Below are 21,387 nucleotides of genomic sequence, written 5' to 3' on the forward strand. Positions count from 1 at the left end.
GCTAAATTATTAATATTACATGTAAAGAAGGTTTATAAATATGAAAAAGACGATTCAAATACTTTTAATTGCAATATTATCAGTGGTTCTTGTAGTCGTAGTATTATTTGGAGTTCACTTAGCTAAAGACATTTTAAGTCAAGATAACATACTAGCTAATAGTAAAAAGACAAATCACAACACATCAAAAAAAGATAATAACGATAATACTTCTAATAACACAAACCAAGATAATACAAATCAAGAAAACAATAATTCCAATGAAATAGCACAAAACAATTCAAATTCTTCTATAGAAAATAACGCTGAAAATTCCATTCAACAAACCACTGAGTCAGAAAATGTCACTAATAATGTGTCAGAAAATCCTGATATCGATAGTATGACAGATGATGAAGTAATGAATTACTATACTCAAAATATGAATAAAGATGATAAAAAAATTACTGAGGGTAGATTTGAATATCAAAGAGGACATGAATACTCTGATTATATTAGGAATCAACTTAAAACTGATCCAGATGTAATTAATATGCCTGAAGGTTACGTAAAGTACTAGATTAATGATAATAAACATTTGCCAAGAGAATTTAACAATATATAGATTGGGGTTATGAATTTGAAAAAGATTTTAGCAAGTTTAGGAGTTATTTTATTAGTTGCTATATTAGGCGTAGCTATCCTATTTGCTTATGGAAGTTATAAAGATTTAGAGCTTAAAAAAGCAGAAGCTAAATTAGCCGAGAAGAAATATAAAAATAATGTGAGTGAAAAGAAAAAATCTACTAGCAATCATAAAGCTAAAGAGAACGAGCAAATAAGTAATACTTCTTCCACACCAAACGAAATACAGACAGATAATACAATAAATAGTGAAGAACCTGCCACGATTGAAAAAACTAATACTAATGAATTAAGAACTACAGAAGACGGGGAAGTCATTAAAAAAACTAAAAATGGAATTGATTATGTTGGCGAATTTAAATCTCCAGAAGAAGAAGCAAAATATGAACGAGAAGTAATGTCTCAAACAGGTGGTGGACCCACATCTAAGGAAGATTCTACTCAAGTAGATGGCAATGGTAATCCGTTACCAGAAATTGAAGTACATGATTTTACTGATGATAACGGAGACGGTATGGCGGAAACTATTAATGGCAGCCCTAATGGTGATGTTGATATGGACTTAGATCAACAACAAAGAAATATAGATGCAATAAAAGCTGAACAAGATAATGAATAATTAAAAAGTTAATAATGTGTAACAAATTCTAATGATACTTACAACTATTTCAATAATTAATATAGGATGTTAGTAATGGTTTTAAGAATGATAAATTCAATGAATAAAAGAGTAATATAACCTTAAACTTAATGAAAGTAGAGTGTGATTGAAAACTCATACTCTATTTTTTCAACTCTTCTTTAATCGTTTTAAACAAATCAGTTAAATTCTCATGTTGTGTGAAATCTGCTATTAAGATCATTTCCTTCGCATTAGGATATGGTGATACGAGTGGATTTCTATGTAATTCTTCAAGTGCAGTTTTTGTAGTTTTGACTAATAATCTGTCGTCATATAGCCCACCTATAACTACATTCTCATAATAGATAATATATTCACCAATCATTTTTCTAGTTCTCACTTTATCTTTATCTACATTTTCCAAAAGTAACTCATTCATTTCTTTTTCTGTCGCCATAATTTCTCCTTATCGTACTCTTAAATTAGTACATACCAATTTTTATTATCTTAATGTTTAAATGTCTATAGGACTTTACCCTTACACTTTAAATTCCTTATTAGCCGTTGACTTGTTTCAATTATACAACCTTTTCAATTACAAAAAATAAAATTTTATTATTTATAAAATAACTACAAAAGCCTTACAAAATATATTAATATATTATTATCATAATAAAAGAATGGGGTTAGGAATTTGAAAAAGATTTTAGCAAGTTTAGGGGTTTTTTTATTAGTTGCTATATTAGGCGTAGCCATGCTATTCGCTTATGGAAGTTATAAAGATTTAGAGCTTAAAAAAACAGAAGCCAAATTAGATGAAAAGAAAGATAAACACGAGAAAAGTAATAAAGAAAAAGAATCTTCTAAAAAATATAATAATGACGACAATGGTTCATCAACAGAACAACCTAAAGAAGATACCAGTGTAGCTACTGAACAACAAAATACTACTAATGACAATAGCCAACAACAAACTGCATCCACTTCAACAAACACTAATGTAAACAGCTCAGAACAAAATAATATAAGCACAGAAGCTGGATCTAATACTCAACAGAATAGTCCATCTAAAGAAGAAAATTCACAAGTCGCCAACAATACTGAAGAAGCAACTCAACCTAAATATACAGCTGAAGATGCTAAGCATATGAGTGATGATGAATTTCTAAATGCTTACAAAGAAGGTATGAGTAGCGATGAGGCTGCCGCAGTTGATAGCAAAGCCACAGACTCTAAGGAATATATTAATTTCTTAAGAGGACAAGTAGAAGCAAGAGAACATGGTCAAGGTGGAACATATTAAACACTGAAAGGAATTACAATGAGTAAATTATTAAGTACTATCACGATAATTGCCATTTTAGGCATATTAGTAGCAGTTGGTTTCTTCGGATATACTAAATATCAAGAAGTTGAATTAAGAAAAGATAAATTACAAGCGCAACAAAAAGAAAATAATGATAATAATAGTAATGCACAAGCAAGTACAGACACGGAAAATGAGTCTCCTTCACAAGACAACCCGACGTCTCAAGAAACTCCACAAAAACAAGAATCAAATGACGGTAGTGAATGGGTCAAGGTTCACAAAGGTGGCTCTACTAGAATTGCTAATAAACAAGAATTTTCTAATCTAAAAGTTAATAGAGATAATGTATTTGATTATGTAATAGCTGCGGTTAACCAAACAGATGGGGGCGATGCTTCCTTAATCAAATTTCAACAGCCTAAGTACTCTGAGCAGGGTGATGGTATATGGCAAATAGCTGCAAATAATAAATCAGGAAGAGGAGCATATAACTTTATCGTTGAACAAGACGGAACGGTAAATATTTGGAATGGTCCTATGAATGAGAAAATTGATGAACAAAAAGTTACATTACCTTAACCTAGTAAAGCAGGGTATGAAGTAAATTTCGTACTCTGCTTTTTTGTATATATTGAGTTACCTCCTTTCATAAACACTAAATTCTCCCCTTTCACCACCACTAATTTCTCTCTCTTTAACTGACTTTCCCACCCATTCTCAGTCTTTCCACACGCCTCTACTTATATAAATTTTACAAAAATTTTTTACAGAATTGTTTTTAGAATTTACACTTTAATAGAAAAACAATTTATTATTTATAATTAATATTTATTGTATAATTATTACGGTTGTTATTATTAGACATAGTTAAAAAAATCAATTTAGAAAGGAGTTTGTTTATGCGTGTTTACACCTCGATTATATTTTGGATGAGGGCGATCGCTTGTTTAAGCGTGGTAATGATTCATACGATAACAACTACATTTTATAAGTTTGATATGCCTAATGAGGGTTATTTATTAAGGCTAGTACAATTATTGATATTATATGCGACCCCAATGTTTGTGTTTATTTCGGAATTTTTACTGGCGAAACAGTATAAAACCAAAGTGAAAGAAGGCTTTGTAAAACAAAAGATTCTTACCCTTGGTATTCCTTACGTGATTATCAATTTAGGATTGGCTTATGTATATGGGCATCCTCATAGCTTTGCGGATTATCTTGAGTCGGTTGAGTTTATGATGTTTCATGGTGGAACGTTGACATATTTTATTATCATTATTATTCAGTTTTATGCTTTACATATGTTGTTTGCTAAATATTTAGTACGTTTCAACCCTTTGAAAATTATCATCTATTCACTCATCATTACGACTTTATTCTGGGGAATGAGAACATTTATAGATGCCCCTGATTCGCCCCTGTTCCATTGGTTATGGGAACGAGAAGGCTGGATGATTTTTATTGGATGGTTGAGTTATTTCTTCTTAGGATTTTATATGGGCTATCACTACGAGAAACTTATGGCAAACATCCAACGTTATACCTTACATATTTTAATAGGTACATTCGCCGTAATTTTGATTACATCGATAAACTATTTATCCGGATTTTTAACATTAGTTGATTCTAAACGCGTGGATACACCTATTTATGTCACCATGATTATCTTGTTATTCTTCTTAGTGTCATCCTATGTTAAATACGTGCCAAGGTTTTTCATTTTCATTAGTAATTATTCATTCTCGATATATTTAATTCATTACTTTTTCGTCCATAGACTAGGTGCATTACATGATCATCCACTATTAAATATCATCTTTACATTTACGTTAACTGTGACATTTTCAGTATGTATCGCATATATATTTAATTTAAGTAAATACGGGAAATACGTAGTAGGTGGTATTGGAAAAGTTAAATATGAAACGTTTTATCAAAGTTATAAAAACAATTTAGTGGATTAAAAGGGGGACAACACCTATGAATAAGTTAGTTTCAGTTATCATCTCAGTTTATAATAAAGAACTTTTCTTAAAAGAATGTATTGAATCCTTAATTAATATGAATATTGATAAATCACAAATTGAAGCCATATTTGTCGATGATTGTTCGACAGATAAATCGGTGGAAATGATTGAACAATATGCGAAAGATTATGAATTTATAAAGCTTGTGAAGCTGCCAACCAATACTGGGAGCCCTTCTACGCCAAGAAACGTCGGTATTGAAGAAGCCCAAGGTAAGTACATCACGTTGCTAGATGCAGATGATTGGCTAGATGTGGAAGGCTTCCCTCAATTTATTCAAAAAGTTAACGACGATGATGCAGATTTTGGTTTGGGACAAAGTTTTAAACATACTGGAAAGAATATTGCTTATCATGCGAGATTTACGGCATATAAAGATGAATCTCACTTGAAACCTGAAGATATTGAGAAGATTTTCAGAGCGGTGGGTCCCCCAGGAAAAGTATTTAAACGCGATTTAGTACTAGATAATCATATTCAGTTCGAACATATGAAATATGGTGAGGACAAATTATTCTTTACTGAACTCATTTCAAAAGTTAACGATATTACTATGACGACACTACCGGTTTATCACGTGAATCGTTTTGATGAAAATGTCTCACTCGTTAAACAAACGTCTGTGATAGATAAAGGTTATATCAACTTAGAAGTAGCGAAGAGAATTTGCGAGATGGATATAACTTCTACATTGAAAAAGATGGCTTTATCTAGAGTGGTCGAAGTCGATTTTATTAGTAGACTGTTGCGTACTAAAACGTTCTTAAAGTCACTTAATAGAGAAGAATTTTATACATTATTTGATAAATTGGAACAGCTATTGAATGAACATGGCTACCAAGTTATAGATCTATTAAAAAACGAAGTATTTATTGCGATATATAAGCTCTATCAACGTGAAGATAAGCAACAGTTAGTTAATTTTATTAACGACGTTATCAATAAAAATTGGAGTTACGTGATTCAAAATGATGTAATTTACATGGATTATTTCAATAAATATGACGTGATAGATTTAATTCCTGTACGTTGTTATCCAATTTATGAAGGAACACAGTTAATTGAGGGCGAAAAATACGAAGTTGTGAAGGTTATGAAACCTCAAGATTTGAATATTAGAACCATCAAATTACAAGAAATTAATAATGCGTCTAATACACGTAAATTAGAATTTGAGTATGAGAATGGTCGCATTTATATTCATCATAGCCAGTTCGAACAGTTAAAAGACGTAGACATTAATCTTTCAGTCGAAGCTGGTGAAACAGAACATTCATTAGTTTATGCCTCATATCCAAGTAATAATGATATTTATAAAATGAAACGCCAAAGTTTCAAAGTTGAATTTATTTATAAAGATAAAGAGAAAACTGAAACGGCACCAGTGAACCCTGAAGATAAATACTTTTTAAAAATTAGCGGTCCTTTAATGACCCTTAAGAAAGTTAAATTATACAAAGATCTTGAGTTCAGAGAATCGATTACTAACCTCGTGCCTGGTACTAAAGTAGAACCAACAGAGGTGCAATACTCATTGAATGGCACACCAAGAATTGTGTTAAAAGACGGCAATATCGTCACAGCTAATAAAGATTTCGTTGCGCCGATTGACACTAAAAAACCTGAAAATTATATTACAGAAGCCCCTGAGCAAGTTAAAATATTGAAAAAATGTAAACTGTACGATTCACGAAACTTCAAAGACAATAGCCTCAAAACCTTAGAAGTTGGAGAAATATTTAACATTCAAACAATCATTTACACTTCAAGCTCAACACCCCGCCTAGTAACCGAAGACGGCTTTTACCTCACCGCAAACAAAGATTTTGTAGAAGTAGTGAAGTAGTGAAGTATAAAGTAAAAGGTCAACGACAGAATACTATCGTTGACCTTTTTTGGTGGCAAAAAATTGAATTTAGATATTATGTATTTTCTCATTTAAATGCAATTTCACGAATTAATTCATTTGTAATTTCTTTTTTATTATTTATAGCTTCAAGAATTTGTTTTTGTTGTTCTTTAGTTAAATACATACCTTCAAGGGCAAGATTATTGGCGATTTGTTTATTAATTTTGGAATTCAGATTAATCATATTATCGCCCCCTAACAGTAATATTATACCATAAGTGTTTTGGTACAATATTACGAACTCTAGTATAAAATTTAATATCTATACTTAACTTCTATCTCTCTTTTATTTCATTGTATAATTCGACAAATTTTTCCCCTTCTTTTCTTGGTACTTGATCAAATATCCAGTTTTCGCCATTTTGTTCTGTCATAACAATTCTAAATGGGCTAATTGAAACGCCGAATTTTATGTTTTTTAAATCTTTGTAATAAAAGGTATTCTTTATCTCAGAATCTTTTAAAATTCCATTAGCTTCAAAATAAATATAGTCTTTCAATAAATATAAGGTACCAGGGATTGCTTGTGCTCTAAATATTTTCATAGCTCCATATACTGAATAAATAACATTTTCTTCATTATTTTTCATTCTTCTTCTCCTCTATTCATATTTATCTCAAAACACATAAAATTGTATTTAACCTTTTTAACTTACGCAGTTTTCTTTATGTAACATTATACTACATATATATTTATTTTTAAGTTTTGGTATACTTAATATATTGTTTCACATATTAAAGTCTTAGTTTAAGTTTTGTGTTTTAATTACATTTTTAAAAATAAAGGATTTAGATGGGGGAGATTGTTTGAAATACTGTAATAACTGTGGAAAGCCGTTAGAGGATAATCAAAGATTTTGTGATAGATGTGGTCAAAGGGTAGACTATAATAATTATGATTCAAATTCTCATTCTACAGAATCTCGTTCTAGTGGCGTTGGAAAAATAATTTTGATTATTATCGCTATACTTATCTTTTTATCATTAATCGCAGGATTACTATTTGGTGCTTATAAGTTATTTTTAGAAGATAAAATTAATAGTTTTAATGATAGTAATAATAGTTCACAAAGTAGCTCATCTTCAAATGGAGAGAACGACAAAAGCTCTAACCTCGCTCCTTCAATCGATATACTAACGACTAATTTCAACTCTAGTTTTATGAACGCAGATAATCGTCAAGGTTATGAAAGCGCAAGTATTGGAATGACTAGAGAGGACGTGGATAATCAACTAGGTGCATCAGATGGTAACGTAACTATAGATGGTGTTTCAGCTGAAAAACATGGTAACCTCGCAGTTCATTACGACAATAACACAGTAAATCGTTACTTCGTAGTTCCTAACGATACTATCAGTATTCAACAATTTATTAATCAACATGGTAAGCCAACTATAGAAGCTGATAATGGCACGATTGTATACGATGATAATACAGACAACGCCTTTACAATAGAAGTCTATAGTGACGGTAATGGCAATGTTTCTGGGATTGAAAATGTTGATGCGATAGAAAGAGACGACCTTAATTCTTCTAGTTCTGATGATAGCAGTAGTGGTAAAAAAGTAACTTCTGAAGCTGAAGCAGAAAAAATTGGTAAACACTATTTAGATGACCTTTATGGTGATGATTATTGGTACCATTCTGTTGATAAATGGAAAGGTGTATACCGTGTCAATTATGGCCAAGGTGCAGCAACTCATGCGCATAGTGCAATATATATTGATGAAGATACTGGAAAAATTAGCGAAGAAAATCCTAATGAGTAAATAGAATTACATAATAAAAGGTTTGTTTCCAAATTTTACGGAAACAAACCTTTTTTTCATCTCAAAAATAAGTTTTAGACTGACCTTACACGTCCGGCGTATTAAAAGGCGACAGTACCTATTAACATCGCAATAAGTAATAACACTATCGCAAAGCCCCATACCCAGAAGAAGGCGTATTTAATATATGTGCCCATGTTCGCTTTAGCTAAGCCAAGTGCAAGCCATACTGCTGGCGCAAATGGACTGACGAAGGTACCAATAATATTACCAATAACCATTGAATAGGCTGTAGATACTTGAGAAACGCCGAACTGTGCCGCTGTTTCTTTTACAATTGGTAATAGTGCGAAGTAATACGCATCTGTACTTGTTAATAAATCAAGTGGTACGCCGAAGATACCTACGATGATATGGATATATGGTCCCACTGGTTGTGGAATGATATGGATGAAACTTGTAGAAATGGCTTTAAGCATACCTGTTTCATCTAATATGCCTAGGAACATACCGGCTCCTACAATGACCACGGCCATCATTAAAGCGTTAGGTGCGTGTGCTTTTAAACGATCCATTTGTTCATCTACACTCTTATAGTTAATAACTAAGGCGATTGAGACGCCGATCATGAACGCGAATTCAGGTGGCGCTATATTAGATAACATGACTACCATGACTAAGAGCGTTAATGCCGCATTAATCCATTTAATTGATCCATGTTCTCTTGCGCGTCCTCTTACTGGAAACTTGATTGCTTGGTCTTGTTCATAGTGCTTAACGAGTTTATGTATGTCTATATCTTGTGTTTCTTCAAGTTCTCCTCGTTCAATTTTCTTTTTAATGCGTTTCTTTTCCCTAAAACCAAAATAAACAGATAACAACATGACTAAGAAGAAACCGATAATTTGAACCGGTATGATACCATACCATAATTCATTAACGCTTTCCGCCTTTAACACTGTCGCCACTCGAGCCATTGGACCGCCCCAAGGCACCATATTCATGACCGCTGCACTTAACGCTAGTAGTAAAATAAGTAAGTAACGGCTCATATTTAGTGCTTGATACAATGGTAATAATGCAGGAATACAAAGTAAAAATGTTACTGCTCCTGCCCCATCAAGTTGTGCAATAGTACCGAGTAATGCGGTCATAATACATACAATTACCACATTACCTCGTGTCATAAGTAATAATCGCTTCACAAGTGGTTTAAATAAGCCACTGTCATTCATAATGCCAAAGAAGATAATTGCGAAAATGAACATGATGACCACATTCATTACCTGTGATAACCCTTTATCGAAGAACGTTACTAAATCCGCGACGCTATATCCTAAAATTAATGCCCCAATACACGGAATAAGCGTCATACCCACTACTGGACTAATTTTCTTAGCGATTAATAACCCCACAATCGTAATAATAATCGCCAACCCGACTATCGTTAACCACATACTGTCCCCTTGCATGATTAACTTCCCCCTTCAAATGATCTAACAATCATTAATAATTAGAATTCAACATCTTTATTGCATAACGTTTTAACTTTTGCAAATGTAAGCGCTTTAAAAATATTTTATCATAAATTTATATATTAAGATATGTATGATTTATATGATTGTTATAGTTTGGAAAATTAAATTAATAAGCGAAGGTTAACTAAAGGTAGCGTAGTTTTAAGAAGGTTTTAAGGACTAATTAAGTTAAAAAAATAGCTCCCGTACCACCATACGAGAGCGCCTATGAAATAAGCTATAAGTAAATAACATATGCGAGTGTATCAGCTCATTGAATATGTTTACTAAGTTTTACACCTAGTTAGTGATTAACAGTCAAGACTAGGTGTATTTTGTTACTTTTATATTACCACGAGTTTTAAGTTTGGACAATTAATTTTAAGTTAGATTTTTATTATCATATTGTAGATTGATTAAGGTCTAATTAAACACATTATTTTACAGAAGCTCTACATACTTACTTCATTTTTCAAAAAGTACTGTATTTCCAAATATGCAAATCATACAACAAACACATAAATTACAAAATGTTGTATTTACATATAATAAATTTTTATTTATATTATAAAAAGCAGGGAAAAGAGTACAGATTTATAAATAATAAAGGGGTTAAGAATGTGAAGGTTATAAAAATGAAAGAGTTAACTAACAAGATTAAAGTAAGTGTATTAATCAGTACCTACAACAAAGAAAAATTTATTGAAAATACATTAGACAGCATATTAAACCAAACGATGAATAAGAAGGATTTTGAAATCATCGTTGTTGACGATTGTTCAACAGACAACACGTTCGACGTGGTATCTAGAAAAATTGAAAGTTTTGCCAATTACCAATTTGTCCAATTAGATGAGAATTCAGGCACACCAGCAAAGCCACGTAACTTATCCATTGATCTAAGCAAAGGCAAATACATTATGTTTGTGGATGGTGATGATTGGTTACCTACAGATGCCTTAGAAAAATTATATACACTTTTAAAAACTAATAAAACTGACTATGCTACTGGTCTTACAAAGTATGTATATAACGACCGCGTTGCACGTAGTGGCGTTGCTTTATCTAAAGTTCCATATAAAAAGACTGATTTAAAGAATTTCAGAAAATCATTTTATCACCTAGCGCTTGCAGGTAGAATGATAAAATCGAGCATCATCAAGAAAAATAAAATCTATTTCCCAGAAATGATATATGGAGAAGATTTACAATTTTTCGCCGAAGTTTTCTTCAATACTAAACATATCAGTACTACACAAGATGTTGTTTATTGTGCTAATCGTTATGAAGAAAATGTGTCTTTAGTAAAATCAGAAACATCTACTACACTCAATCGTATGAAATGGCAAAATGAAGCCTATAAACACTTGATGAATAAATACAAGAAGAATAGAATTATTGAAAATTTATTATACAGAATTATAAACAAAGATATTTTAGAAGCGAAATTTTATAAGAAGCGCTTTATTAAACAAATTGACACATTGCTACCAGTATTCCAAGATATTTTCAACATGATTGATAATGATTTCAATTCATTAGATTACGCAGATGACGATTTAAATAAACAAGCTATAGAACTTATTAAAAGTGGCAATAAAGAGGAAATCATAAACTTCGTTAACTTCTATTTGAAGAAAGACGATAAACCACTATATGTCTCAAATGATATTTATTATTACGTATATAAAGGAAATAAATATAAAAAAAGAATGCATGTAACGTTAGAAAAGATATTCGAAAAAAATGGAAATATCTACTTAAAAATCTTCTCCAAAAACTCAGATTTAAAGTATCTTGAAATGAAAAGTAGAAAAGATCCAACAGACTATAAAGTTATAGAGTTGAATAAAACTTTCCTCAAATCTGGAGAATACACAGTTCGATTCAACACAAATAAACTTCCAAAAGGAAAATTAGCCTTAACCGTACTCGATAAACATTTAAACGGCTCCGTAATTAAATCAGGAATGCAGTTCGACTTTTACGAAACAGTCAACGGTAACCTAGGTTATATTAAAAAATAATAGCTATATTAAAAGGTTTGTCTCCGCGTATTGTGGAAACAAACCTTAATTTTCATTCTGAAATTGATTTTTAGACTTACCTGACACATCTCTCAAGTTAAAATCTATAATTTTTTATTCTCTTCTAGTTAGTATTCGATTTAACTCTTCATCTGATACTTTTCGAGCTATACACTCAGGATTTGGAAGGTTTTGAGTCTTCTTGTATAGCCCTAGTTTTCTATTCATTTCTTCTTCACGTCGCCACTTTTCAGCTAAAGATTCGGGTCTAGGCTTTTTACGAGCTTGTCTTTTCATTTCAAGTTGTTCTTCAAAACTTATTGCCATACACAATCCCCCCCTACTTCACTCACATATTTTATATCTTTAATAGTAGTATTTCCATACTATTTGACGTTATAATTCATATTTTAGACTCCTGGTAGACATCCCTCTTTTCAAAACTCTAACTAGTCAAATTCCTTTTGTCTAAGTGCTTCCTTTGTGGTAATATCATTATGCATAAAAATTCGTGATACTAATAAAGAAGAAGGTTTAAATATATTATGAAAGAAAATTTTTGGAGTGAATTGCCACGTCCATTTTTTATTTTGGCACCTATGGAAGACGTTACAGATATCGTTTTTCGTCATGTGGTTAGTGAAGCAGCTAGACCTGATGTGTTTTTCACTGAATTTACAAATACTGAGAGTTTTTGCCATCCTGAAGGCATTCACAGTGTGCGTGGACGCTTAACATTTAGTGAAGATGAACAGCCTATGGTCGCTCATATATGGGGTGACAAGCCAGATCATTTCAGAGAGATGAGTATCGGTTTAGCAGAAATGGGCTTTAAAGGCATTGATTTGAATATGGGTTGTCCTGTAGCTAACGTTGCCGGCAAAGGTAAAGGGTCTGGACTGATTCTACGACCTGAAAGAGCAGCCGAAATTATTCAAGCTACTAAAGCAGGCGGATTACCAGTCAGTGTTAAAACTCGCCTCGGTTATTATGAAATAGACGAGTGGAAAGATTGGTTAAAACACGTCTTCGAACAAGACATCGCGAACTTATCTATCCATCTTCGTACACGCAAAGAAATGAGTAAAGTAGATGCTCACTGGGAATTAATTGAAGCTATTAAAAATTTACGCGACGAAATTGCGCCAGACACATTGTTAACTATTAACGGCGATATCCCTGACAGACAAACAGGTCTTGAACTTGCCAATAAATATGGCATCGATGGTGTCATGATTGGTAGAGGTATCTTCCACAATCCTTTTGCTTTTGAAAAAGAACCACGCGAACATACAAGTAAAGAATTATTAGACTTGTTAAGATTACATCTATCATTGTTTAATAAATACTCTACAGATGAAACACGACAATTCAAAAGTCTACGCAGATTCTTTAAAATCTACATACGTGGTATTAGAGGTGCGAGCGAATTACGCCATCAATTGATGAGTACGGAATCAATTGACGAAGCACGCGCATTACTCGATGAATTTGAAGCTCAAACTGACGACGATTTAGAATCTTAATAATTATCTCACAAGACCCCTTGCTAACTATACTTGTTAACAAGGGGTCTCATCATATCTAATGTTTTCAATTTTATAACACATTTTCACATACATAAAACAACAAAAGCGTCTAGAATCATTCTAAGACGCTTTTGCCTATAGCAATTAATGGTTTTAGTTTAGTTTAATTTTTAATCAATGTGCCAATTTTACCGTCTAGCGCATCTCCTAAGCCTTCTAGAGATGTAATTAACACGCTACCGTTGTCACTTTGTTCAAGGAATTGGAGGGCCGCTTCAACTTTAGGAAGCATACTACCTTTCGCAAATTGACCGTCAGCAATATGTTGTTTGATTTCATCAACTGTCACTTCGCCTAGACCTTCTTGATTATCTTTTCCAAAGTTAATATAAACATGGTCTACGGCTGTTAAAATAATCAATTGATCAGATTGTAAGTGAGCCGCTAATAATGCACTTGTTTTATCTTTATCAATAACGGCATCTACACCTTTGTAGTTACCTTGTTCTTTAATGACTGGGATGCCGCCACCGCCAGCTGCGATAACGAGCGTTCCATGTTTGATAAGTGTTTCGATGCTTTCTAATTCAACAATATTCATTGGTTGTGGAGATGGTACGACACGACGATAACCACGTCCTGAGTCTTCTACAAATTGGTAACCTTTTTCTTGAATCGTCTTATCTGCTTGTTCCTTATTATAGAATAAGCCGATTGGTTTCGTTGGATTGTTGAATGCTTGGTCATCTTTATCAACTTCAACTTGTGTCACAAGCGTTACAACTTGTTTATTGATACTCATTGAATGAAGTTCATTCAATAAACTTTCTTGCATTTGATATCCGATATAAGCTTGGCTCATGGCACCACATTCAGGGAATGGGAATGGCGGACCTTGTTTATTTTCAGCAGCATAGTTTAAACCTAAGTTGATACTTCCGACTTGTGGCCCGTTACCATGACTAATTACAACTTCATATCCTTTATTGATTAAGCTTACTAACGATTTTGCTGTCCCTTTTAATAGTTCTAATTGTTCTTCAGGTGATTGACCTAAGGCGTTACCACCTAAAGCTACGACGATTTTAGACATTTTAGGTCCTCCTTCTCTCTATTCTCCTAAAGTTGCAACCATTACAGCTTTAATTGTATGTGCTCTGTTTTCAGCTTCTTGGAAGACAACAGATTGTTCACTTTCAAATACTTCGTTAGAAACTTCCATTTCTGTTAAGCCATATTTGTCTTGAATTTGTTTACCGATTGTAGTTTCAGTGTCATGGAATGATGGTAAGCAGTGCTCGAAAATCGCATGTGGGTTACCAGTTTTTTCCATCATTTCTTTTGTTACACGGTATGGTTCTAATAATTTGATACGTTTTTCCCAAACTTCATCAGGCTCACCCATTGATACCCAAACGTCTGTGTAAATTACATCTGAACCTTTCACACCTTCATCGATGTTATCTGTTACTAAGATTTCGCCACCATTTTTAGCTGCGATTTCTTTACAACGATTTAATAAGTCATCAGTTGGGTTTAATTCTTTAGGACATACAAGATGGAATGTCATTCCCATAATTGCAGCGCCTTGCATTAATGCGTTCGCTACGTTGTTACGTCCGTCACCAACATATGTGAAATTGATTTCGTGGTAAGGTTTTTTCAATACTTCTTTTGCTGTTAAAAAGTCTGCAAGTACTTGAGTAGGGTGATCTTCGTCAGTTAAGCCATTCCATACAGGTACGCCTGAATATTTAGCTAAATCTTCAACTATACGTTGTGAGAAACCACGGTATTCAATACCGTCATACATGCCACCTAATACGCGAGCTGTATCTTTAGCAGATTCTTTTTTACCCATTTGGCTACCTGTTGGTCCAAGATATGTTACGCGAGCGCCTTGGTCATAAGCTGCAGTTTCAAATGCACAACGAGTACGTGTAGAGTCTTTTTCAAAAATTAAAGCAATGTTTTTACCTTTAAGTTTTGGCTGTTCAATGCCAGCATATTTCGCACGTTTAAGATCTTCAGATAAATTGAGTAAGAACTCTACCTCTTTTTGAGTGAAATCTAATAATGTTAAAAAGTCTCTATTTCTTAAGTTTTGCATAGTTAATATCTCCTTTTATTAATACAATTTTTTATTTTTTGATAATCCAATCTTTGTCATCTTGGAATATCATATTGTCTTCTTTTAATTCATTAATCACTTGTCCGGTTGTTTTCCTAGACAGACCTGACAAATGACTTAGTAATTGAATCGTCATAACTTGTTTTATTTCATAAAATTCTTCATTATCTTCGCCAATGGTATGACATAAAAGTTTTAATATTTCTTCGATTCGTTCTTTGGCTAAATTAGCAGTTAGCGCCATACTATATTCTGCTTGGTACTGTATCGTCTCATTAAGTTTTATAAAGAGACTTTCAAAGATTTCTGCATGGTTTTTACATAAATATTCTAGTAAGTCTTTAGGTAACGTAATTACTGTGCAATCTGTTAGAGCAGTACACATTTCATAAGTTGGTGTAGTTTCACTAAATAAATGATTCATTGGAAAGAGTGAATGTTCTCTGGCTAATCTTAAATACGTATTACCATTTTCATTAGATATTTCATGTGAAACACATCCATTTACAAGAAAATATACAAATTTAGTTTGATTAGATGAATAATATATTACTTGTCTTCTTTTATACTGAAATAACGCACAATCATCTTTGTAAGGTTTAATAATACTTGCAGGAATATTTAAATACGTTGCTAATTGTTCAAAGCTATCGGTAAACTTTTTGTCTGAGTATTGAATACTACCTCTTTCTCTATACATAACAATTTACTCCTCGAAATATTTACATTAACCAGTACTTTAAAATACTGAAATATCACCTGAAATCAAACGAACAATTCCTATGATTGCAAGTACAATAATGATGACAAACAGAAGGTAATCTACTTTAGTTAGACGTTTCTTATTATCACGTTTTACATAGCTATATACGAATAAACCTGGGATATATAACAACATCGTTAATAATAAGTAATCGATTCCAGCTGCATATACTAACCAAATGGTATAGATCGAAGCGATAATACCTATCGTCCACTGTTTAGGCGTCGCTCTCTGCTTATGCTGAATTGTATATTTAACTTGATAAAATGCACTAAGTGTATATGGAATTAAAATGGCACTTGATGCAAGTAAAAATGCAAATTGATATGCGCTATCTGTAAATAACATACTTACTAAAAATATTTGTACTAAAATATTGGTAATTAACAACGCATTGATGGGTGCTTTGTTTTTATTTTCCTTAGCGAACCATTTAGGGAAGAGACCATCTTTTGCTACGATGAATGGTAATTCACCAGCAAGTAATGTCCATCCAATCCAAGCACCTAATACTGAAATGATTAAACCAATATTTACTAGTACTGAACCCCAATGACCTACAATGTGTTCTAATACCTGTGCCATTGACGGACTTGCAAGTTTAGAAATTTCATTTTGTTGGATCACACCTTGTGCTAACACTGTCATTAAGAAATAGATAATTAGCACTGAGACTAACCCGATAACTGTAGCGGTTCCAACGTCTTTCTTCGTCTTCGCACGACCTGAGAAGACAACGGCACCTTCAATACCAGTGAAGACCCATACAGTTACTAACATGGTGCTCTTAACTTGTGACATTGTATCTCCCCAACTAAAGACACCTGCGTCACCACTTGTCATACCGTAGAAGCCAGACATAAAAGTATCAAAATTGAATACTACTACCATACAAATAATGACTAAAAATATAGGTATCAATTTAGCAACAGTCACAATACTATTAATAAACGCTGCAGTTTCTACACCTCTAAGAATTAAGAAGTGTACGCCCCATAGTAAGATAGAAGCTACAATAATACTTGGAAGTGTATTACCGCCTTTAAATATTGGGAAAAAGTTCCCAACTGATGACATTAATAATGTCGCGTAAGCTACGTTTTCAAGAAAGGCTGCAAACCAATATCCCCAAGCACTTGAGAATCCAACAAAGTCGCCAAATCCTTTTTGTGCATAACTATAAATGCCACCTTCAAGCTCAGGCTGTTCATTAGTTAAGTTTTGGAATACAAAGGCTAGAGAAATCATTCCAATAGCAGTAATAATCCAACCGATAATAATGGCTAATCCACCAGCTTGACCACCCATATCCGAAATAATATTGAATGCTACGCCACCAATCATTGAACCTATGACTAGACCAATTAAGGAAGTTTTACCTAATTTATTTTCATCCATATTAAATTCCCCTAAAAGTGGCGGTAAAAGTCGTTTCATTAGAAGTAATAATTAAGTTAAGTTTGACTTTTACCCCTATCAGTATTTTTATTAAATATCTTCTCTGAACAGTGGTTGACTCATACATCTTGGGCCCCCACGTCCACGAACAAGCTCACTACCTGTGATTTCAATGACTTTAATGCCTTTATCACGTAGCAGTTGGTTAGATACGTAGTTACGGTCGTAAGTTACAACAACTCCTGGGCGAATACATAATGTATTTGAACCGTCATTCCATTGTTCACGCGCACCATCAATGACGTCGCCGTTACCTGTTGGAATAAATTCAACTTTTTCTACGCCTAATACTTCCGCAAGTGTTTCGCGTAATTTGCTTGAGTGTGTGATTTTAATGTCATCTTTTGCATCGTCATACTCGATTGTGAAGATGTTCATATTGTTTTCTTCTTTAAAGATGGCTGAATGAACTGTAAATTTGTCGTAATCAATCATTGTAAACACAGTATCTAGATGCATAAATGTACGACTATTTGGAATTTCAATTGCTACCACTTTTTTGAACGTAGATTTTTCATCTTCAAAAATGTTGCGAGCTAAACGTTCGATTGCTTGAGCTGACGTACGTTCAGAAATACCAATTGCTAGTGTTTCTTTAGAAAGGACTAATTCATCTCCACCTTCAATGTTGAAGCTTGAATCACGATCTAACCACACAGGTACGTCTTTATCTTTAAAACGTGGATGATGTTTCAAAATATATGTGATAAAAATTGATTCTCTTCGACGGGCTCTCCAGTACATACGGTTAATTGTCATCCCTCTACCGACAGAGGCTTGAGGGTCACGTGTAAAGTAAAGGTTAGGCATTGGGTCGAGATAGAATGGATAACGGTCATCCATATACTCGACTAAATGTGTTGTTTCTAGTTTGATTTCTTCTTTACGCACACCGGCCATCACTTTATCGACAAGCTCTTGATCTGTTAAACTGGAGAAGAAGTCTTTAATTTCTTCTTCATGACCGAGTACTGTTTTTTTGGATTCGACAAGAATGTCATCGATAAATTGTTCACGTACTTCTGCTTCAGAGATAGCTTCTGCAGCAAGTTTTTCTAAATATACAACCTCGATTCCTTCGTCTCTCAAAGTTTGAGCAAATTTGTCATGCTCTTCTTGAGCAACTTTTAGATAAGGAATATCATCGAATAGTAAACCACTTAAATGATCAGGCACTAAATTTTCTAATTCTTTACCTGGTCTTTTTAATAGCACTGTCTTCAATCTTCCAATTTCACTGTTTACTTGAATGGGTTGTTGTACCATATTCAACTTCCTCCTTTGCTTTATTTCACTATTAGTATAAAGCGCTTCCAAGTTTGCTTATGTGAATTATTTCACAAGTCATATGGTAGTTTTTTCACTCATTCAGATTTATTCAATACATAAAATTGGTTAAATATTCACTATTTCCATAAAAATATGTATATTATATGTAAATTAATCTTTTTATTACTTAGTTTTTTTCTACAAAAAGTTTCTTATACACTTTTTTTGTATTAGTAATCATTTCGATTTAGTCAACCCTCATTTTTACTAGCGTTAAATAGTTGATAACAAATATATTTCGCTCTCTCATTTGACGTAGTTAGTATCATAATGGTGTCATTACCACCAATTGTGCCTAGTATTTCTTTCATTTTTAGCTGATCAATATAATAATTTATACTTTGCGCAAAGCCAGGCGATGTTTTTACTAATATGTAACTATCTTTAATTATGATGTTATGAATTTCTTCGCTATAAGTTTTTAACTTTCTTCTAGCCTTTATTTGCTTACTTTGGCTTATTTGTTTATAAAAGTATTTATTATTGCTAATGGGAATTTTATAAACTTCTAATTTATCTAAATCGCGAGATATGGTTGTTAAACTACAATAAACATCAAAATGTTCGACCAAATAGTCTACTATTTCTTGTTTTTTGCTGAAATTATTCTGTTTGATGATTGATAATAGTAGGTCTAGACGTTTTTCCTTTTTCACTTCTTAAGCTCCTTTTCTTTAAAATTAAGGGTTATTTTCAATAGGAAAATTTATATGCATTTTTTATATTTTAAATTCTTAATTATGATGGAATACTTGAGACAAATATAAATAAGATTACCTATGAAGTTTTCTACTCGGTAGGTAATCTAAAATTAATGTCATTTTTCACTAAACAGAGTTTATTTTATATTAAATTTAACTATGATGTAGTAACATACTTAACATATATTAGAGGTTTAAAAGAAAAATTTAGAGCACCCTTCGCTTTATAAGGATGCTCTATTTATGTATTTTTATTGATTGCTTGTTCTAAGGTTTACTTAACAATTGCCCTTTATAGAAGTCCTATATAATTCAATTTCAAACTATGTTAAACTCTATATGTAATTTTATTTTTTATATTCAAAAAATATAGGGGTATTGACATGAAAAGATTTTCCGCAATATTAATAACAAGTGCATTATTACTTTCAGCCTGTTCCCATGAGAACAGCAGTGACGACGGGGATAATACTAAAAATGAAAACAAAACGACAGATAGTAATCATTCAAAAAATAGTGATGATAATCAACAGAAACATAAAAAAGTCGTTAAAGACGGTCGTACATACATAGACGGTATTTTAATCGTAAATAAAGAAATTAGCCTACCTTCTAGTTATAATCCTGGCGAAGATCCTAAAGCACAAGAAGCATTACAACAATTATTTAGTGATGCACAAAAAGACGGTATCAATTTATACAAAATTAGTGGGTTTAGAAGTTACCCTACGCAAGTTCAATTGTATAATAATTACGTTGAGCGAGATGGCAAAGAAGCAGCAGATAAGTATAGCGCGCGTCCAGGCTATTCTGAACATCAAACAGGACTTACATATGATGTTGGTGGCGTAAATTCAGACAAAAACCTTTATGAAAGTTTTGGCGAAACCGAAGAAGGACAATGGATTGCGAAAAATGCGCATAAATATGGATTTATCGTACGCTACCCTAAAGGCAAAGAAAACATTACAGGATATCAATACGAACCATGGCATCTACGCTATTTAGGAAAAGATACAGCAACAAAAGTGTACAACTCCGATAAAGCACTAGAAGAATATGTAGGATTGAAATAAGCAACACAAAAAACCACCCATACACTGGGTGGTTGTAACGATAAAAGAAAAAAAGATAATTTCTCTTTTACAGTCGATTTAAACTTAACTAGTATTTCTACATTTTCACTATCATATAATTATTTGAATTTACCTTTTCTTTTTCATTTATTTATCGATGAACGACTTTCTATAGTTAGTATTTCATTTTATTGAATTTGCGATTTTTTGATTCAATTTAGATTTCGTTCTATTTATTAAATCAATAATTACTTAAATTGCAACTATTTTATTCTATAGCCTCATAAAATTTATTTTCAACCAATTTTTCTACCGGCTAATAGTAACTAAAGATTAAACTAAAAACTCTCTAGTAAGTACATATAATATTGGTACTACTTAATTAAACTAAAATTCTCTATTATTATTAATATAGCAACTTCTTAATTTAATTTTTAGGCATTATTATAATTTTCACATCTTTTTTATCTAGGTGCTTCTTTAAATTATAATTTTTATTATCTAAATCTATCTTTTTATTATCCTCATCTAAAATTTTAATATAAAATTCTTCATAATAATTAGTTTTATGGTTATCTATAGCACTTAATAT

The 21,387-nt window shown here is 32.4% G+C and carries 21 protein-coding genes; 10 read left to right on the plus strand and 11 right to left on the minus strand.

Annotated elements, in window-relative coordinates:
* The first annotated feature begins 40 nt into the window (after window positions 1–40).
* Complete coding sequence (locus FH144_RS11585; RefSeq protein WP_242315980.1) at window positions 41–559, plus strand: hypothetical protein; 519 nt, start codon at window positions 41–43, stop codon at window positions 557–559.
* A gap of 60 nt (window positions 560–619) precedes the next feature.
* Window positions 620–1,243, plus strand: a complete 624-nt coding sequence (locus tag FH144_RS11590) for a hypothetical protein (RefSeq protein WP_242315982.1) — start codon at window positions 620–622, stop codon at window positions 1,241–1,243.
* A gap of 163 nt (window positions 1,244–1,406) precedes the next feature.
* On the opposite strand, the gene FH144_RS11595 is transcribed toward FH144_RS11590, so the two are convergent.
* Window positions 1,407–1,703 carry a TfoX/Sxy family protein gene (locus tag FH144_RS11595; protein ID WP_242315984.1) on the minus strand — a complete coding sequence of 99 codons (297 nt, stop codon included), beginning with the start codon at window positions 1,701–1,703 and terminating at the stop codon, window positions 1,407–1,409.
* A gap of 237 nt (window positions 1,704–1,940) precedes the next feature.
* Between FH144_RS11595 and FH144_RS11600 the strand changes: the two genes are divergently transcribed.
* From FH144_RS11600 to FH144_RS11615, 4 genes are all read left to right on the plus strand, one after another.
* Window positions 1,941–2,549: a hypothetical protein gene (locus tag FH144_RS11600; protein ID WP_242315986.1), complete on the plus strand. Its 609-nt coding sequence runs from the start codon at window positions 1,941–1,943 to the stop codon at window positions 2,547–2,549.
* A gap of 18 nt (window positions 2,550–2,567) precedes the next feature.
* Window positions 2,568–3,134: a hypothetical protein gene (locus FH144_RS11605; RefSeq protein ID WP_242315987.1), complete on the plus strand. Its 567-nt coding sequence runs from the start codon at window positions 2,568–2,570 to the stop codon at window positions 3,132–3,134.
* Between the two features lie 320 nt (window positions 3,135–3,454).
* Window positions 3,455–4,522, plus strand: coding sequence for an acyltransferase family protein (locus FH144_RS11610; RefSeq protein WP_242315989.1), 1,068 nt, complete (start codon window positions 3,455–3,457; stop codon window positions 4,520–4,522).
* A gap of 16 nt (window positions 4,523–4,538) precedes the next feature.
* Window positions 4,539–6,431, plus strand: coding sequence for a glycosyltransferase (locus FH144_RS11615; RefSeq protein WP_242315991.1), 1,893 nt, complete (start codon window positions 4,539–4,541; stop codon window positions 6,429–6,431).
* A gap of 88 nt (window positions 6,432–6,519) precedes the next feature.
* Here FH144_RS11615 and FH144_RS11620 read toward each other — a convergent pair whose 3' ends face one another.
* Both FH144_RS11620 and FH144_RS11625 read right to left on the minus strand, forming a co-directional pair.
* Entirely contained in the window at window positions 6,520–6,678 is a 159-nt protein-coding gene (locus tag FH144_RS11620; protein ID WP_242315993.1) for a hypothetical protein, read from the minus strand.
* Between the two features lie 91 nt (window positions 6,679–6,769).
* Entirely contained in the window at window positions 6,770–7,084 is a 315-nt protein-coding gene (locus FH144_RS11625; RefSeq protein ID WP_242315995.1) for a hypothetical protein, read from the minus strand.
* A 217-nt stretch (window positions 7,085–7,301) separates the two neighbouring features.
* On the opposite strand from FH144_RS11625, the gene FH144_RS11630 reads away from it, so the two are divergent.
* Window positions 7,302–8,264, plus strand: coding sequence for a zinc ribbon domain-containing protein (locus tag FH144_RS11630; RefSeq protein ID WP_242315997.1), 963 nt, complete (start codon window positions 7,302–7,304; stop codon window positions 8,262–8,264).
* Between the two features lie 101 nt (window positions 8,265–8,365).
* Here FH144_RS11630 and FH144_RS11635 read toward each other — a convergent pair whose 3' ends face one another.
* A complete protein-coding gene (locus FH144_RS11635; RefSeq protein ID WP_242315999.1) occupies window positions 8,366–9,736 on the minus strand; it encodes a CitMHS family transporter in 1,371 nt (456 codons plus the stop codon).
* A gap of 665 nt (window positions 9,737–10,401) precedes the next feature.
* Here FH144_RS11635 and FH144_RS11640 point away from each other — a divergent pair.
* Window positions 10,402–11,808, plus strand: coding sequence for a glycosyltransferase family 2 protein (locus tag FH144_RS11640; protein ID WP_242316000.1), 1,407 nt, complete (start codon window positions 10,402–10,404; stop codon window positions 11,806–11,808).
* 114 nt (window positions 11,809–11,922) lie between these two features.
* Here the strand turns inward: FH144_RS11640 and FH144_RS11645 are convergent, their stop codons facing one another.
* Window positions 11,923–12,135: a hypothetical protein gene (locus FH144_RS11645; protein WP_242316002.1), complete on the minus strand. Its 213-nt coding sequence runs from the start codon at window positions 12,133–12,135 to the stop codon at window positions 11,923–11,925.
* Between the two features lie 218 nt (window positions 12,136–12,353).
* Between FH144_RS11645 and FH144_RS11650 the strand changes: the two genes are divergently transcribed.
* Window positions 12,354–13,334, plus strand: a complete 981-nt coding sequence (locus FH144_RS11650) for a tRNA dihydrouridine synthase (protein ID WP_242316004.1) — start codon at window positions 12,354–12,356, stop codon at window positions 13,332–13,334.
* Window positions 13,335–13,500: 166 nt separating this feature from the next.
* On the opposite strand, the gene arcC is transcribed toward FH144_RS11650, so the two are convergent.
* From arcC to FH144_RS11680, 6 genes are all read right to left on the minus strand, one after another.
* A complete protein-coding gene (gene arcC / locus FH144_RS11655; protein ID WP_242316006.1) occupies window positions 13,501–14,430 on the minus strand; it encodes a carbamate kinase in 930 nt (309 codons plus the stop codon).
* A gap of 18 nt (window positions 14,431–14,448) precedes the next feature.
* Window positions 14,449–15,447: an ornithine carbamoyltransferase gene (gene argF / locus FH144_RS11660; RefSeq protein WP_242316008.1), complete on the minus strand. Its 999-nt coding sequence runs from the start codon at window positions 15,445–15,447 to the stop codon at window positions 14,449–14,451.
* A 31-nt stretch (window positions 15,448–15,478) separates the two neighbouring features.
* Entirely contained in the window at window positions 15,479–16,168 is a 690-nt protein-coding gene (locus FH144_RS11665) for a Crp/Fnr family transcriptional regulator (RefSeq protein WP_242316009.1), read from the minus strand.
* A 39-nt stretch (window positions 16,169–16,207) separates the two neighbouring features.
* Window positions 16,208–17,629, minus strand: coding sequence for an arginine-ornithine antiporter (gene arcD / locus FH144_RS11670; RefSeq protein WP_242316011.1), 1,422 nt, complete (start codon window positions 17,627–17,629; stop codon window positions 16,208–16,210).
* A gap of 90 nt (window positions 17,630–17,719) precedes the next feature.
* Window positions 17,720–18,955, minus strand: coding sequence for an arginine deiminase (arcA, locus tag FH144_RS11675; protein WP_242316013.1), 1,236 nt, complete (start codon window positions 18,953–18,955; stop codon window positions 17,720–17,722).
* 254 nt (window positions 18,956–19,209) lie between these two features.
* The gene (locus FH144_RS11680; RefSeq protein WP_242316016.1) at window positions 19,210–19,674 is read right to left on the minus strand and encodes an arginine repressor; all 465 of its coding nucleotides are present in this window, start codon (window positions 19,672–19,674) and stop codon (window positions 19,210–19,212) included.
* A gap of 428 nt (window positions 19,675–20,102) precedes the next feature.
* Between FH144_RS11680 and FH144_RS11685 the strand changes: the two genes are divergently transcribed.
* Entirely contained in the window at window positions 20,103–20,795 is a 693-nt protein-coding gene (locus FH144_RS11685) for a M15 family metallopeptidase (protein ID WP_242316018.1), read from the plus strand.
* The last annotated feature ends 592 nt before the right edge of the window (window positions 20,796–21,387 follow it).

Source organism: Staphylococcus sp. acrmy (assembly GCF_022690565.1).
GTDB classification, from domain to species: domain Bacteria; phylum Bacillota; class Bacilli; order Staphylococcales; family Staphylococcaceae; genus Staphylococcus; species Staphylococcus caledonicus.